The sequence below is a fragment of the Maritimibacter harenae genome (assembly GCF_009882975.1).
GTDB lineage: Bacteria > Pseudomonadota > Alphaproteobacteria > Rhodobacterales > Rhodobacteraceae > Maritimibacter > Maritimibacter harenae.
In genome coordinates this window covers 84,408-98,359 of the sequence record NZ_WTUX01000012.1, presented here as the reverse complement: position 1 = coordinate 98,359, position 13,952 = coordinate 84,408, and the positions used below count along the sequence as shown (strand labels likewise).

Genomic DNA, 13,952 nt, shown 5'->3' with positions numbered 1-13,952 from the left:
GATAACTTCGTGGATGAAAAGCGCTGGACAGCGATTTTCCCTTGTTTCACGGGCGTTCCCTTGGGCTGCTCAAAAATTAGGCGCAAATTTAACGTATTGAAATTGCGAGATAAAAATATGACGAAAAGGTAAATCCATGAAAATACACCGTTTTCCAGGTGCGTTTACTGCAACTCACCAGCAGCGTGCACAACTTTCATCGGGACCCTGTCCGAGTGGGACTCCCAGCCTCAGTCCCGACCCGGGTTTTCCGGGGTCCGCCAGCCAAGGTGCTGCCCCCCGTCGACTGCAAGCATCTGCCCCGACACCGCTTTCGCGTCGAGGAAATAGCCAAGCGCGGCGGTGATGTCCTCGGGGTTCGATCCCCGGCCCAGAACGGTGTTGCGGCGCTGGTGATCGTAGTCGTCGTCGGACTGGTTCGCGCCCTGCAGCGTGGGGCCCGGGCCGATCCCGTTTACGCGGATGCGGGGGGCGAGCGCGCGGGCGGCGGTCTGCGTGAAGGCCCACAGCCCCATCTTCGCGATCGTGTAGGTGGTGAAGTGCGGGGTGAGCTTCTTCACCCGCTGATCGAGCATGTTGACCACCAGTCCGGACGCCACCGGTTCGCCGTTGTCGTCCTCTTCGTGGTCGGGAGCCTGATCGGCGAAGGCCTGGGTCAGGAAGACAGGGGCACGCAGGTTGGAGCCGATGTTGCGGTCCCAGCTGTCCGGCGACAGCGTGTCGATCGCGTCGTAGTCGAAGATCGAGGCGTTGTTCACGAGCACGCTGAGGGGGCCCACGGCTTTCGCCGCGTCGGGCACCAGCCGGCTGAGCGCGTCGTGGTCGAGCAGGTCCGCCTGCACCGTCTCGGCGCGCACGCCCTGGGCGCGGCAGGCCTCGGCGGTGGTCTCAGCGCCCTCGCGCGAGCCGCCGTAATGCACCGCCACGTCGTATCCGCGCCCCGCGAGGTAGATCGCCATCGCTTGTCCGAGCCGTCCTCCGGCTCCTGTCACCAATGCACCGCTCATGATCCAAGCACCATCCAGACATAGAATACGTACATTACGCAGAAGGCGGCGCCCCAGATCCTTCCCATGTGCCAGCTGAGGAAAACGAAGGGGGCGATCAGGAGCGACGCGGCGAGCATCACCCAGAAATCGAAGCGCAACATCTCGGGGTCGACCGGGAGCGGGCCGACGAAGGCCGCGACGCCGATGATGCCCAAAAGGTTGAACATGTTCGACCCGATGACGTTGCCGATCGCCACGTCGGCCTGCCGACGGTAGGCGGCCATTACCGTGGTCGCGAGCTCGGGCAGGGAGGTGCCGAGCGCCACGAGAGTGAGCCCGATCACGGTCTCCGACACGCCCATCGCGCGGGCGATGTTGGTTGAGCTGTCGACCAGGAGGTCGGCGCCCAGCGGCAGGCCCACGAGGCCCAGGACGAGAAACAGTGCGATCTTCCAGCCCGGGAGGTCCGGGTCGACGCCTTCGAGGTCTTCCTCCTCGGCCAGCTCTTCCTCGTCGAGTTCCTGGCCCTTCGCCTCGGCCTCGGCGATCACCTCGCGCCGGTGCGCGGCGGCCTGCCGGCCGGCGAAGGTCAACATGGCGACCAGACCGGCGAGCAGCAGCGTGCCCTGCCACCAGGTGTAGGCGCCGGTCGTCCCCAGCGCCATGAACAGCACGGTCGCGGCGAGCATCATCACGTAGTTCTGCCGGGTGTCGCAGTCGCGCGTGTCCAGCCCCTTGAGGAGCGCGGGCACGCCGAGCACCAGCAGGATGTTCGCCGTGTTCGATCCGACGACGTTGCCGAGCGCCAGGCCGGGCACGCCTTCAAGCACTGCCTGCACCGAGATCAGAAGCTCGGGCGCCGAGGTGCCGAAGGCCACGATGGTCAGCGAAACGATGAGGGCGGGGATGCCCAGCCGCAGGGCCAGGTTCACCGCCCCTTTGACAAGGCTGTCACCGGCCAGAAGAAGGATCACCAGGCCGAGCGCGGCGTAAAGCAGGTCTGCGATCATTTATGACCGCACTCGCAGGGCCCTTTGCCAAGCCTGAAACGGCCGCATTTCGGGCATTTCGCGTTGGAAAGCTTCTTTGCGCCGGGAATGCGCAGGCGCCCGAACATGGCGAGCACCAGCATGCCGATCAGGAAGAGCGAGACGATCTTGACCATGGATCAGAGCCCGAACCGCGACCAGAGGACCCGGTCTTCCACTGCCGCCAGCGCCTCGCCCGCCATCTGGGCGCCGAAGCGTTTGAACAGGGATTTCTTGGGGCCGAAAACCTGGAATTTCACGTCCTTGCCGAACTTGTCCTTCATGAAGGGCACCAGGTGCCCGAGGCCGTCGGCGAGCCCGAGGTCGACCGCTTTCTGACCGACCCAGAATTCGCCGGAAAACAGCGCGGCGTCGTCGGCGAGCTTGTCGCCGCGCGCCTGCTTCACGTGCTCGATGAAGGCCTCGTGGATGTCGCCGCCGATCGCCTTGATCCGTTCAACGTCCTTGGGGTCTTCCGGCTTGAACGGATCGAGCTGGGATTTCGACTCGCCCGACGTGTAGACGCGGCGCTCGATCCCGTGGCGCGCGATGAATTCGTGCGCGCCGAAGCTGGCCATGATCACGCCGATGGAGCCCACGATCGACGACCGGTCGGCGTAGATTTCGTCCCCGGCACAGGCGAGCCAGTAACCCCCGGACGCCGCTGCGTCCTCCACGAAGGCATAGACTGGCACCTTCTTCTCGTCCGCCAGCCGGCGGATGCGCGCGGCGATGAGAGAGGATTGCACCGGGCTGCCGCCGGGCGAGTTGATCGACAGCGCGACTGCCGCGGGGCGGCCCCTGCGAAAGGCCCGTTCGATCGGGCTTGCCATGACGATGTCGTTGAGCTGCCCGCGGGGGCCCGTGGCGATCGTCCCGTGCAACCGGATGACCGCGACCACGGGGTCGGGCTTCATGAAAGGGATCCAGCGTTTCATGAGCTTGGATGTAGAGGCGGGGCAGGGGGGCTACAAGGCCGCGCCGGGCGATTGTGCCCCCCCTGTGGCCGTGACGTCGTGTCAGCGCGTCAGGACCGCAATTTCCAGCCGGTCCGGAAGATGGCCGTGATCGCCGTGAGGCAGAGCACCAGCACCACCGCGATGGCCACGAGAGAGATGCCAACGGGCACGTCCGACATGGCGAAGAACGACCAGCGGAACCCCGAGACGAGGTAGACCACCGGGTTGAACAGCGCCACCGTCTGCCAGGCTTCGGGCAGCATCGAGATCGAGTAGAACGCCCCGCCCAGGAACACGAGCGGCGTGATCACCAGCATCGGGATCAGGTTCACCTGTTCGAAGTTGTCCGCCCAGATGCCGATGATGAACCCGAACATCGCGAAGGTGACGCAGGTCAGGACCATGAAGGCGAGCATCGCCAAGGGGTGCGCGATCTGGAGGTCGACGAAGAACGATGCCGTCCCCAGGATGATCAGGCCAATCATCAACGCCTTCGTTGCGGCCGCCCCCACGTATCCCATCACGATCTCGGGGACCGAGATCGGGGCCGACAGCACCTCGTAGATCGTGCCGACGAATTTCGGAAAGTAGATCCCCAGCGCCGCGTTCGACACCGATTGCATCAGCATCTGAAGCATCATGAGGCCGGGTACGATGAATGCGCCGTAGGCGATGCCTTCGACCGTGTCGATCCGGCTGCCGATGGCGGTGCCGAAGACCACGAAGTAGAGCGAGGTCGAGACGACCGGGCTGATCACCGATTGCCCGATCGAGCGAAAGGTGCGCGCCATTTCGAACTTGTAGATGGCCGCGATGGCTCGGAAATTCATGCTGCCGTCTCCTCGTCTTTCTCTTTCTGCTGTGCGACGAGATCCACGAAGATGTCTTCGAGCGAACTTTGCCGCGTCGACAGGTCGGACATGGTGAGCCCGGCCTTGCGCACCTCGGCCAGGAGGTCGGTGATCCCCGTCTTTTCGGCCGCGGTGTCGTAGTAGTATTCAAGCGTCGCGCCACCTTCGCCCAGTGCCACGCCGCGCGCCGCCAGCGCCTCGGGCAGCGCATCGATGGGCTCGTCCAGCTCGATCTCGAGCATCTTCTTGCCCAGGCTTTTCATGAGCGTGTCGGTCTCTTCGACCAGCAGCAGCTCACCCTTCGAGATGACGCCGACCCGGTCGGCCATCGCCTCGGCCTCTTCGATGTAATGGGTGGTCAGGATGATCGTCACGCCGGACTTCTTCAGTTCCGTCATGACGTCCCACATTTCCTTGCGCAGCTCCACGTCGACGCCCGCGGTGGGTTCGTCGAGGAACAGGATGCGCGGTTCGTGGGACAGCGCCTTGGCGATCATCACGCGGCGCTTCATGCCGCCGGACAGTTCGCGGATGCGGTTGTCCTTCTTGTCCCACAGCGTCAGGTCCTTGAGGACACGCTCGATGTATTCGTCGTTGCGGGGCTTGCCGAACAACCCGCGCGAATGGCGCACGTTGGCCTGAACCCGCTCGAAGATCTCGATCGACATTTCCTGCGGCACGAGTCCGATCATTTCGCGCGCCTTGCGGAAGTCGTGCGAGATGTCATGCCCGCCGACCGTGACCTTGCCCTTGGTGGCCTTGGCCAGTCCGCAGATGATCGAGATCAGCGTCGTCTTGCCCGCCCCGTTGGGGCCGAGAAGCGCCAGAACCTCGCCTTCCTCGATGTCCAGGTCAACGCCCTTGAGCGCCTGAAACCCGTTCTCGTAGGTCTTTTCCAGATCTTCGATCTTGATGATTGGTGCCACGAGCCCCTCCTGTTTGCGCTAGCGGAACCTAAGGGCTCGTTCCCCGGATCGCCAGTGGTTTCCGCGCGGCGCGCCGCACAGGGACGTGGGCGCATCCGCACTGAACCAATTTGCATTTCATGTGTTGATACAGTGTCATGATCACAATGGATGACATCAACACGACTCAGAGCCTTTGGGCGGAAGAAGAGAACTTCTGGCTGGAGGGTCCGGATTACTTCCGGGCCCACATGGACCGTGACGCGGTGATGTATTTCCCCGAACCGACCGGGATGCTCCGCGGCACCCAGATTCTCGACGCGCTCGAAAACGCGCCGCGCTGGGACAACGTGATCTTCTTCAACCGGTCGATCGAGACGGCCGCGGACAAGGTGCGACTGGTCTACCGCGCCGAGGCGTCGCAGATCGGCGGACGCTCCTACGTCGCGCAATGCGAAAGCATCTACGAGAAGGATGCGGGCGACTGGAAGCTCACCTGCCACCGGCAGGAGCCGAAGAAGCGCTAGACCCGCTTGCGCGCGCGAAGGGCGGCCGTGATCGTCCCGTCGTCGAGGTAATCGAGCTCGCCGCCGATCGGGACGCCCTGCGCCAGTGACGTCACCTCGCAGCGGCCTTCGAGCTCTTCGGCGATGTAATGCGCGGTCGTCTGGCCGTCGACGGTGGCGTTGAGGGCGAGGATCACCTCGCTCACGTTCTCGTCCCCGATCCGCTGCACGAGCTTCGGGATGCGCAGATCCTCCGGCCCGACGGCGTCGAGCGCGGAGAGCGTGCCGCCCAGCACGTGGTAGCGGCCCTTGAAGGTGCCGGAGCGCTCCATCGCCCAGAGGTCGGCCACGTCCTCGACCACGCAGATCTCGCCGGTCGCGCGCTTTTCCGAGGTGCAGATTTCGCAGACCTCGGTCGTGCCGATGTTCCCGCAGGTGATGCATTCGCGCGCGCTGGCCGCCACCGCGTGCATCGCGTCGGCGAGCGGCGTGAGCAGGAGCCCGCGCTTCCGGATCAGATGCAGCACGGCACGCCTGGCCGAGCGCGGCCCGAGCCCCGGCAGCTTCGCCATCATCTCGATCAGGTTCTCGATGTCGCGCGGGACTTCGGCCAAGTCTCAGCCCCCGAACGGGTTGGCCATGCCGGCGGGCAGCCCGAGCTCCTCGGTGATCTTCTGCATCTCTTCCGAGGACCGCTCGGACGCTTTCACCTGCGCGTCCTTGATCGCGGCCAGGATCAGGTCCTCGACGACTTCCTTCTCGTTCGGGTCGAAGATCTTCGGGTCGATGTCGAGCCCGGTGAGTTCGCCCTTGGCGGTCGCGGTCGCCTTCACGAGGCCCGCGCCGGATTCGCCGACGACCTCGATCGAGTCGAGGCTTTCCTGCATCTCCGCCATCTTGGTCTGCATTTCCTGCGCGGCTTTCATCATCTTGGACATGTCGCCAAGGCCGCCGAGTCCTTTGAGCATCGGTCTCTCCTATGCGTTCGGGTGTTGTTCTCTATATCGCAACCGGCAAGGCCGGCGACAAGGGTTCAGCCGTCCTCGAACGGATCCCATTCCTCGTCAACTTCGGGCAGCGCTTCGGCCTCGGCTTCGGCCTCGAGCGCCTCGGGCGTGCGGATGCCGGTGATCTTGGCTTGCGGGAAGGCCGCGATGACGGCCTGCACCAGCGGATGGGTGCTCGCCTCCTCGCGCAGCGACAGCTCCTCGGCGTCGCGGGTCTCGGCGATGGTCGGCGCCTCCGAGGTGTTGACCACGCTCACGCCCCAGCGCACCCCGGTCCAGCCCTGCAAGCGCTGGGCCAGCCGTGCGGCCAGGTCGCGCGGGGCGTCCGGGGTCGGGGTGAACTCGATCCGGCCGGGCTGGTAGGAGGCCAGGCGCAGGCAGGTTTCGACCTCGACCAGCAGCTTCACGTCGCGGTTCGAGCGGATCAGGTTGATGACGTTCTGGAACGTCGCGTAATGCGCCAGCGCGTGTTCGCTGTCGGTCGCCAGCGCGGTGACAGTGCCGCCGCCTCCGCCACCGGAGGGTGCCGGGCGCCCGGCATGGGCGGACGGACCGCCGCCGGTCGGGCTCGCGCCGCCGTTCTGCGGCCCCGGCGGGGGTGGCGGTGGCGTGTCCTGGAGCTTGCGGACCAGCTCTTCGGGGCTCGGCAGTTCCGAGACATGGGTGAGCCGGATCACCGCCATCTCGGCGGCCATCATCGCGTTCGGGGCCTGGCCCACCTCCTCGATCGCCTTGAGCAGCATCTGCCACATGCGTGCGAGCACGCGCTGCGACAGGCCTTGCGCCATCGCCTGCCCGCGGGCGCGCTCGTCCGGCGCGACGGTAGGATCCTCGACCGCTTCCGGCGTGATCTTGATGACGCTCACCCAGTGCGTGACCTCGGCGAGGTCGCGCAGAACCGCCATCGGGTCCGCCCCGTCGGCGTATTGCGCCGACAGCTCCGTCAGCGCGCCGGCCGCATCGCCGGTCAGGATCATGTCCATGAGGTCGAGCACGCGGCCCCGGTCGGCCAGCCCCAGCATGGCGCGGACCTGGTCCGCGGTGGTCTCGCCGGCCCCGTGCGAAATCGCCTGGTCGAGAAGCGACTGCGCGTCCCGCGCCGAGCCTTCGGCCGAGCGCGTGATGAGCGCGAGCGCGTCATCCGCGATCTGCGCGCCCTCGGCATCCGCGATCCGGCGCAGCATCCGGATCATGTCCTCGGGCTCGATCCGGCGCAGGTCGAAGCGCTGGCAGCGGCTGAGCACCGTGACCGGCACTTTCCGGATCTCGGTCGTGGCGAAGATGAACTTCACGTGGGCCGGCGGTTCCTCAAGCGTCTTCAGAAGCGCGTTGAACGCGCTCGTCGACAGCATGTGAACCTCGTCGATGATGTAGATCTTGTAGCGCGCCGAGGCCGCCCGGTAATGCACGCTGTCGATGATCTCGCGGATGTCGCCCACGCCGGTGCGCGAGGCCGCGTCCATCTCCATCACGTCCACGTGCCGCCCCTCGGCGATCGCGACGCAATGCTCGCATTGCCCGCAGGGCTCGACCGTGGGCCCGCCGGTGCCGTCGGGGCCGATGCAGTTCATCCCCTTGGCGATGATGCGCGCGGTAGTGGTCTTCCCGATCCCCCGGATGCCGGTCATGATGAAGGCCTGCGCGATCCGGTCGGCCGCGAAGGCGTTCTTCAGGGTGCGCACCATCGCATCCTGGCCGATCAGGTCGGCGAAGGTCTCGGGCCGGTACTTGCGGGCGAGAACCTGGTATTCGGGGCTGTCGGACATCGGACCTCCGGATGAGTCTTGTCAAATCTAGTGGCTGGCCCCGGTGCCGTCCACCGACAGGTGCCGGCTGCGCCGGCATCGGGGGCGCTGCCCCCGAACCCCCGAGGTATTTGGGAAACAGAGAAAGGGACCCTTCTTCGTTTTCGAAATACCTTCGGGGGGAGCGGCGCGCCAGCGCCGCGGGGGGCAGACAGCCCCCCGGCGGCCTTTCAGACCCACTTCGCGAGCGGGGGCAGGCTCATCAGGACGGCGTTGGCGTCATGGCCGGTGGCGAGGCCGAATTTCGTGCCGCGGTCGTAGACCAGGTTGTACTCGGCGTAGAGACCGCGGTGGATCAGCTGCGTGTCCTTGTCCGTCGCGTCCCAGGGCGTGTCGCGGCGTTTTTCCGTGATCGGCAGGAAGGCGGGCAGGAAGGCGCGGCCGACGTCCTGGGTGAAGGCGAAATCCGCCTCCCAGTCGCCGGTGTTGTGGTCGTCGTAGAAGATGCCGCCCACGCCGCGGGCGCGCTTGCGGTGCGGGATGTAGAAATACTCGTCGGCCCAGGCCTTGTAGCGCGCGTAGTAGTCGGGCCCGTGCGGGGCGCAGCCGGTCTCCATCTCGGCGTGGAAATGGGCCGTGTCCTCCGGGTACTCGATACAGGGGTTGAGATCGGCGCCGCCACCGAACCACCAGGTGTTGGGGGTCCAGAACATGCGCGTGTTCATGTGGACCGCCGGGGTATGCGGGTTCTGCATGTGGGCGACGAGCGATATGCCGGAGGCCCAGAAACGCGGGTCCGTCTCGATCCCCGGCACGCCGCGCGCCGCCATCGCCTTCTGCGCGGGCTCGCCCAGGGTGCCGTAGACGGTCGAGACGTTCACGCCGACCTTTTCGAACACCCGGCCGCCGCGCATCACGGACATCAGCCCGCCGCCGGCGTCCGATCCGTCATCCGAGGTCCGCGTGGTCGGCGTCACCTCGAACCGGCCGGCCGGCGCCTGGGCGAAGGGGCCGGTCTCCTGGGTGTCCTCGAGGTCCTCGAAAGCGGCGACGATCTGGTCGCGGAGGTCGCGGAACCAGGCCGAGGCCCGGGTCTTCTGGTCGTCCATCATGTCGGTCATCGGCACCCTCCCCATTCCGGTTGGCCCTGACTAGCGGACGGCAGGGCGGAAGTGAACATGCCGTGCGCGGGGAGAGGGCTCAGTGCGTGTCGGTGTCGACCACGTCGATCACCGTGCGCCCACCATCGACCATCACCACCTGACCGGTCATGAAGCGCGAGGCGTCGGAGGCGAGGAAATGCACCGCCTCGGCCACTTCGCCGGCTTCGGCGATCCGGCCCAGTGGCGTGCCCGTGATCACCTCGTCGCGCAGACCCGGTTCGGCCGCGCAGGCCTCGCGCAGGCTGGCCGACATGACCGAGCCGAAGCCGACCGCGTTCACCCGGATGCGGTTGGGCGCCAGCGCGACGGCGAGCGAGCGGGTCATCTGCTCGAGTGCGGCCGAGGCGATGGAAAACCCCATGAGCTGCGGACGGGTGCGGATCGCGGCGATCGAGGTCAGGTTCACGATGGCGCCGATGGATTGCGGCTCGGGCTCCACGTCTTCGTCCTCGGCCTGCTGGATCATGCGCTTGGCGACCGCCTGGCTCAGCTTGAGCGCGGTCATAAGGTTCTGCTCCATAAGCGTCTCGACGGTCTTGTCGTCGCTGTCGAGCGGGTCCATCCCGATCACCTGGCGCGACGCGTTGACCAGGATGTCGACCCGGTCGAAGGCGTCGATCGTGGCCGAGAGCAGGTTCGCGATGGTGAGCTTTTCGCGCAGGTCGCCGGCGAAGATGCGCACGGTCGAGGCGTCCTCGTCCACAGCGTCTTCGCCCGCGTCGGGCAGCACGTCCATGTCCGGGTTCGCGCCGAATTCGCGGGCGAGCTTCACCTCGTCCATGTCGGCGCACATCACGCGGGCGCCGGCATCGGCGAAATGGCGGGCAATGGCGAGGCCGACGCCGTTCGCGGCGCCGGTGACGATGGCGGTCTTGCCCGCGATGGAAAAGGACATGCGTCTCTCCTGATTCGTCGGAAATGAGCCTAGGGCGGATCAGCCGGCCTGGCGAAGGGGTTTCGTCGCCCGGATCACCTTGAACCCCGGCGTCCCACCCATGTCGTCGACCTGGCGGAAGACGGCGGCGAGTGTGTCTTCATAGGGCAGGTGACGGTTGGCGACCATCCAGAACTTGCCGGAGGGGGCAAGCATCCGGGCGGCCGCCCGGATGAAGGCTTGGCCCAACGCGGGCGTGCCCGCGCGGCCGGTGTGGAAGGGCGGGTTGCTCACGACCACGTCGACCGGTGCCTTCGGCGCGAAGGTGGCCGCGTCGGCCCAGTGGAACCGGGCGCGCGGGTCGTCGATGTTCTTGCGCGCGCAATCGAGCGCATCGAGGTCGGCCTCCACGAGGTCGAGCGCGCTCACCTTGTCTGAGGCGAGGATCGTGCGGGCGAGAAAGCCCCAGCCCGCGCCCAGATCGACCACGTGGCCCGCGAGCGGCGGCAGGGCCTCGGCCAGCGCGACCGAGCCCTTGTCGGGGCCGTCGGCGGAGAAGACGCCGGGGCGCGTGACGAACCCCGCGACCTCGCGCGGGGCGGCGGCCCAGTCGGACAGGTCGGGGGCGGCGAGCCAGAAGAGCTTGCCGTGCGCCTTGGCCAGCACGTGATCGACCGGCGCGATCTTCTTGACGGACTTCAGGATCGAATCCACGCCGTCGGTCTTGGCCCCGTCGACAAGCAGCAAGTCGCAGCATGCCGCGGCCTCGGCCAGGCGGGCGCGCGCGGCATCCTTGGCGCGGGGCAGGTGGACAAGCGCGGTGGCGTAATGCCCCTCGGGCGCCTGGAGCACGCGGTAGCCGCGATCCTGCCAGTGGACCACGTCAGGGTAGTGACGGCTGATCACCTCGACCCTGTCGGCTTCCAGCGCGGTGAGGTCGGTGTCGGCGGGCGCGCCGAACACCGCGATGCGGCCCTCGGGCAGCAACAGCGCGCCGGTGTCCAGCGCGTGGGTCAGGCGGGAGTGTGCCATGGGAGGGGGGTTATTCCCGTTCCATCGTGCATTGCAGCGGATGCTGGTGCTGGCGGGCCATTTCCATCACCTGGTTCACCTTGGTTTCGGCGATCTCGTAGGAAAACACGCCGACGACCGCGAGCCCCTTCTTGTGCACCGTCAGCATGATCTCGAACGCCTGGGCGTGGTTCATGCCGAAGAAGCGCTCAAGCACCATCACGACGAATTCCATCGGCGTGAAATCGTCGTTGATGAGCAGCACCTTGTAGAGCGGCGGGCGCTTCGTCTTGGCCTTCGGCTTCGTCTTCAGATCGACGTCGGCGGGCGGGTCGCCTGCCTTGCCTGCCATGATGATGGGTTCGGTCCGCAATCCGCTCTCCGTTGGTTCGCACGTTGCCCGGGTGAGGGCGACAATATAATGGGTGGAGCAGGCAAATAAAGGGGGGCAGCGCGGCGGCGCATCACAATGACCGGAAAAATCAGGACAATCGCCTTCGATGCCGACGACACGCTCTGGCAGAACGAACAATTCTTCCGCCTGACGCAGGAACGATTCGTCTCCCTCCTGTCGGATCATGCCGAGCGCGCCCACTTGGAAGAGCGGCTGTTGGACGCCGAGCGACGCAATCTTGGGCACTACGGCTTCGGCATCAAGGGGTTCATCCTGTCGATGATCGAAACCGCGATCGAGGTGACGGAGCAGCGCGTGCCCGCTTCGGTCATCTCCGAGATCATCGCGGCCGGGCAGGACATGCTGTCCCATCCGATCGAGCTGCTCGAGGGGGTCGAGGAAACCGTGGGCCAACTGGCCGAAGCGCATCACATCCTGCTCATCACCAAGGGCGATCTGCTGGACCAGGAGCGCAAGCTGGCGCAATCGGGGCTGGGAGATCTTTTCGACGGGGTCGAGATCGTGTCGGACAAGACCGAGGCGGTCTACGGCGAAATCTTCGCGCGCCGCGGCGTGTCCCCGGAGGCCGCTATGATGGTGGGCAATTCGCTCAAGTCCGACGTGATCCCGGCGATCGGGGCGGGGGCCTGGGGCGTCTACGTGCCCCATGACCTGACCTGGGCGCTCGAACATGCCGAGGCACCCACGGCCCATCCACGCTTCGTGAAATTGCAGTCGCTGACGGGATTGCCGGCGCTTGTCGACCAGCTTGGTTGATTTTTCGGGCGCCCGGATTTTGCCGCAATCACCTATGTTGCGGTGTACCGAACCGGACATGCGAAATGTGGTCGGGCGCCTTGGTAACAACGTAAAAACCACTGATATTTAGCTATTTTCCCGTGCACCGGGCCGTGCTACGATTTTTTCGAAGCAGAAACACCGGACACAAAAAAACAAACGTCCGGGAAAAGAGGCAGTGATGGCAAGCGCCGCGTTTCGTCGCGTCGGGCAGGTCGCCCGTCTGATGGTCGTATCCATGCTTTTCGTCCTGGTGGTCGCACCCACCATATCCTTCGCGGCGCCCTATGCCGCGATGGTGGTCGATGCACGCAACGGTCGCGTGATCCATTCGCGCAACGCGGACACGCCGCTGCACCCGGCGTCCCTGACCAAGATGATGACGCTCTACATCGTGTTCGAAGCGGTCGAGCACGGGGAAATCTCGCTCGACTCCCTGGTCACGATCTCGCGCAATGCCGCGGCCGAGCCGCCTTCGAAGATCGGGTTCCACGCCGGGCAGAAGGTGCGCCTGCGTCACCTGATCCGGGCGGCCGCCGTGAAGTCGGCCAACGACGCCGCGACCGCGCTGGGCGAAGCGATCGCCGGGTCCGAGGAGGCCTTCGCAGCGCGGATGAACCGCACGGCCAAGGCGCTGGGCATGAACAACACCAATTTCGTGAACATGCACGGGCTGACGGCCGATGGTCACCTGTCCACCGCGCGCGACATGACCACGTTGGGCCGGCACCTGTTCTTCGACTACCCGGCCTATTACAACCTGTTCTCGCGCACCCGCGCCGACGTCGGCGTGAAGACGGTGCCCAGCACCAACCGGCGGTTTCTCAACACCTACGAGGGCGCGGACGGCATCAAGACCGGCTATACCAGCGCCTCGGGCTCGAACCTGACCGCCAGCGCGCGCCGCGGCAACAAGCACATCATCGCGACGATCTTCGGCGGCCAGTCCGGCCCGTCCCGCGACGCCAAGATGGCCGAGCTGATGGACATGGGCTTTCGCGAAGCCGCCAACAATGTGGCGGTGCGCCCGTCCCAGCGCCCGGCCTACGTCGGCCCGGGCAGCACCCCGTCGCAATTCGTCGAGGGATCCGGCGGCGCCGGCAAGACCATCCGGCTTGTGGGCGCGCCGCAGGAGAGTATCCGCCCGCGCCCGCGTCCGGGCCAGGCCCTCGACCCGGAGAGCGCCGAAGTCGTGTCGGACGTGATCGCCGATATCCTGGCCAATCCGCCCGAAGAAACCCCGGCCCAGACCGAGACCGAGGAGACCGGGGACGAGACAATCGTGGCGGCCGCCGAAACGGTGCCCACGTCCACGCCGCTGGTCAACGCCTCGCTCGCCGCGCCGAAGGCCGCGCCTTCGCCGCCGCCGCGCCCGGACGAGATGATCCTGACCAAGGTCGAAAGCTCGGCCAGCGCGACACCGGCCACGGAGTTCGTCACCCGCATGTCCACCTCGGGCGGGCGCCACTGGGGGATCAACGTGGGCAGCTACAATACCGAGTACGAGGCCGAGCGCGTCCTCCTGCGCACGGCGCTGAACGAGCTGACGACGCTGGGCGATGCGCTGCGCAAGGTCGCGCGCTCCCGCCAGGGCTTCAACGCGAACTTCGTGGGCATGACGCGCGAGGGGGCCGAACTGGCCTGCCGCCGCCTGTCGGCACGCAACACCGCCTGCACGGTGATCGAGGTCGGAGCGAGCTGACGGGGCCACGACCGGCGGGG

Annotated in this window: 16 protein-coding genes; 3 read left to right on the top strand and 13 right to left on the bottom strand. The window is 66.3% G+C overall.

The features are described 5' to 3' along the window. Nucleotides 1–230: 230 nt before the first annotated feature. From GQE99_RS10730 to GQE99_RS10710, 6 genes are all read right to left on the bottom strand, one after another. Nucleotides 231–1,007, bottom strand: a complete 777-nt coding sequence (locus tag GQE99_RS10730) for an SDR family oxidoreductase (RefSeq protein ID WP_161351608.1) — start codon at nt 1,005–1,007, stop codon at nt 231–233. Continuing rightward, complete coding sequence (locus tag GQE99_RS10725) at nt 1,004–1,999, bottom strand: calcium/sodium antiporter (RefSeq protein WP_161351607.1); 996 nt, start codon at nt 1,997–1,999, stop codon at nt 1,004–1,006. Before GQE99_RS10725 ends, GQE99_RS10730 begins: the two co-directional genes overlap by 4 nt. Then, nucleotides 1,996–2,154, bottom strand: a complete 159-nt coding sequence (locus GQE99_RS21290; RefSeq protein ID WP_202530730.1) for a hypothetical protein — start codon at nt 2,152–2,154, stop codon at nt 1,996–1,998. The genes GQE99_RS10725 and GQE99_RS21290 overlap by 4 nt, the downstream gene beginning before the upstream one ends. Nucleotides 2,155–2,157: 3 nt before the next feature. Further along, nucleotides 2,158–2,955, bottom strand: a complete 798-nt coding sequence (locus tag GQE99_RS10720; RefSeq protein WP_161351606.1) for a S49 family peptidase — start codon at nt 2,953–2,955, stop codon at nt 2,158–2,160. Nucleotides 2,956–3,044: 89 nt separating this feature from the next. Further along, nucleotides 3,045–3,806, bottom strand: a complete 762-nt coding sequence (locus GQE99_RS10715) for an ABC transporter permease (protein WP_161351605.1) — start codon at nt 3,804–3,806, stop codon at nt 3,045–3,047. Next, nucleotides 3,803–4,753: an ABC transporter ATP-binding protein gene (locus GQE99_RS10710; RefSeq protein ID WP_161351604.1), complete on the bottom strand. Its 951-nt coding sequence runs from the start codon at nt 4,751–4,753 to the stop codon at nt 3,803–3,805. The genes GQE99_RS10715 and GQE99_RS10710 overlap by 4 nt, the downstream gene beginning before the upstream one ends. Nucleotides 4,754–4,899: 146 nt before the next feature. Between GQE99_RS10710 and GQE99_RS10705 the strand changes: the two genes are divergently transcribed. Further along, nucleotides 4,900–5,259 carry a nuclear transport factor 2 family protein gene (locus GQE99_RS10705; RefSeq protein WP_161351603.1) on the top strand — a complete coding sequence of 120 codons (360 nt, stop codon included), beginning with the start codon at nt 4,900–4,902 and terminating at the stop codon, nt 5,257–5,259. Here the strand turns inward: GQE99_RS10705 and recR are convergent. From recR to clpS, 7 genes are all read right to left on the bottom strand, one after another. Further along, the gene (gene recR, locus GQE99_RS10700) at nt 5,256–5,852 is read right to left on the bottom strand and encodes a recombination mediator RecR (protein ID WP_161351602.1); all 597 of its coding nucleotides are present in this window, start codon (nt 5,850–5,852) and stop codon (nt 5,256–5,258) included. The two genes, GQE99_RS10705 and recR, sit on opposite strands and share 4 nt — an antisense overlap. Nucleotides 5,853–5,855: 3 nt before the next feature. After that, entirely contained in the window at nt 5,856–6,206 is a 351-nt protein-coding gene (locus tag GQE99_RS10695) for a YbaB/EbfC family nucleoid-associated protein (RefSeq protein ID WP_161351601.1), read from the bottom strand. 65 nt (nt 6,207–6,271) lie between these two features. Continuing rightward, the gene (locus GQE99_RS10690) at nt 6,272–8,011 is read right to left on the bottom strand and encodes a DNA polymerase III subunit gamma/tau (protein ID WP_161351600.1); all 1,740 of its coding nucleotides are present in this window, start codon (nt 8,009–8,011) and stop codon (nt 6,272–6,274) included. A gap of 209 nt (nt 8,012–8,220) precedes the next feature. Further along, entirely contained in the window at nt 8,221–9,111 is an 891-nt protein-coding gene (gene hemF / locus GQE99_RS10685; RefSeq protein ID WP_161351599.1) for an oxygen-dependent coproporphyrinogen oxidase, read from the bottom strand. Nucleotides 9,112–9,190: 79 nt separating this feature from the next. Next, nucleotides 9,191–10,048 (bottom strand): SDR family NAD(P)-dependent oxidoreductase, encoded by an 858-nt coding sequence (locus tag GQE99_RS10680; protein WP_161351598.1) that lies wholly within the window; start codon nt 10,046–10,048, stop codon nt 9,191–9,193. Nucleotides 10,049–10,087: 39 nt separating this feature from the next. Next, nucleotides 10,088–11,059 (bottom strand): class I SAM-dependent methyltransferase, encoded by a 972-nt coding sequence (locus GQE99_RS10675; RefSeq protein ID WP_161351597.1) that lies wholly within the window; start codon nt 11,057–11,059, stop codon nt 10,088–10,090. Between the two features lie 10 nt (nt 11,060–11,069). Next, on the bottom strand, nt 11,070–11,390 hold the full coding sequence (gene clpS / locus GQE99_RS10670) for an ATP-dependent Clp protease adapter ClpS (protein WP_202530728.1): 321 nt from the start codon (nt 11,388–11,390) through the stop codon (nt 11,070–11,072). 117 nt (nt 11,391–11,507) lie between these two features. Here clpS and GQE99_RS10665 point away from each other — a divergent pair, with 117 nt between their 5' ends. Both GQE99_RS10665 and GQE99_RS10660 read left to right on the top strand, forming a co-directional pair. Then, nucleotides 11,508–12,209: an HAD family hydrolase gene (locus GQE99_RS10665; RefSeq protein ID WP_161351595.1), complete on the top strand. Its 702-nt coding sequence runs from the start codon at nt 11,508–11,510 to the stop codon at nt 12,207–12,209. Between the two features lie 202 nt (nt 12,210–12,411). Further along, nucleotides 12,412–13,932, top strand: a complete 1,521-nt coding sequence (locus GQE99_RS10660; protein WP_161351594.1) for a D-alanyl-D-alanine carboxypeptidase family protein — start codon at nt 12,412–12,414, stop codon at nt 13,930–13,932. The last annotated feature ends 20 nt before the right edge of the window (nt 13,933–13,952 follow it).

Bases quoted from the DNA above. Each gene is read 5' to 3' on its own strand.
- GQE99_RS10730 (WP_161351608.1), bottom strand. From the start codon at position 1,007: ATGAGCGGTGCATTGGTGACAGGAGCCGGAGGACGGCTCGGACAAGCG.
- GQE99_RS10725 (WP_161351607.1), bottom strand. From the start codon at position 1,999: ATGATCGCAGACCTGCTTTACGCCGCGCTCGGCCTGGTGATCCTTCTT.
- GQE99_RS21290 (WP_202530730.1), bottom strand. From the start codon at position 2,154: ATGGTCAAGATCGTCTCGCTCTTCCTGATCGGCATGCTGGTGCTCGCC.
- GQE99_RS10720 (WP_161351606.1), bottom strand. From the start codon at position 2,955: ATGAAACGCTGGATCCCTTTCATGAAGCCCGACCCCGTGGTCGCGGTC.
- GQE99_RS10715 (WP_161351605.1), bottom strand. From the start codon at position 3,806: ATGAATTTCCGAGCCATCGCGGCCATCTACAAGTTCGAAATGGCGCGC.
- GQE99_RS10705 (WP_161351603.1), top strand. From the start codon at position 4,900: ATGGATGACATCAACACGACTCAGAGCCTTTGGGCGGAAGAAGAGAAC.
- GQE99_RS10695 (WP_161351601.1), bottom strand. From the start codon at position 6,206: ATGCTCAAAGGACTCGGCGGCCTTGGCGACATGTCCAAGATGATGAAA.
- GQE99_RS10690 (WP_161351600.1), bottom strand. From the start codon at position 8,011: ATGTCCGACAGCCCCGAATACCAGGTTCTCGCCCGCAAGTACCGGCCC.
- hemF (WP_161351599.1), bottom strand. From the start codon at position 9,111: ATGACCGACATGATGGACGACCAGAAGACCCGGGCCTCGGCCTGGTTC.
- GQE99_RS10680 (WP_161351598.1), bottom strand. From the start codon at position 10,048: ATGTCCTTTTCCATCGCGGGCAAGACCGCCATCGTCACCGGCGCCGCG.
- GQE99_RS10675 (WP_161351597.1), bottom strand. From the start codon at position 11,059: ATGGCACACTCCCGCCTGACCCACGCGCTGGACACCGGCGCGCTGTTG.
- clpS (WP_202530728.1), bottom strand. From the start codon at position 11,390: ATGGCAGGCAAGGCAGGCGACCCGCCCGCCGACGTCGATCTGAAGACG.
- GQE99_RS10665 (WP_161351595.1), top strand. From the start codon at position 11,508: ATGACCGGAAAAATCAGGACAATCGCCTTCGATGCCGACGACACGCTC.
- GQE99_RS10660 (WP_161351594.1), top strand. From the start codon at position 12,412: ATGGCAAGCGCCGCGTTTCGTCGCGTCGGGCAGGTCGCCCGTCTGATG.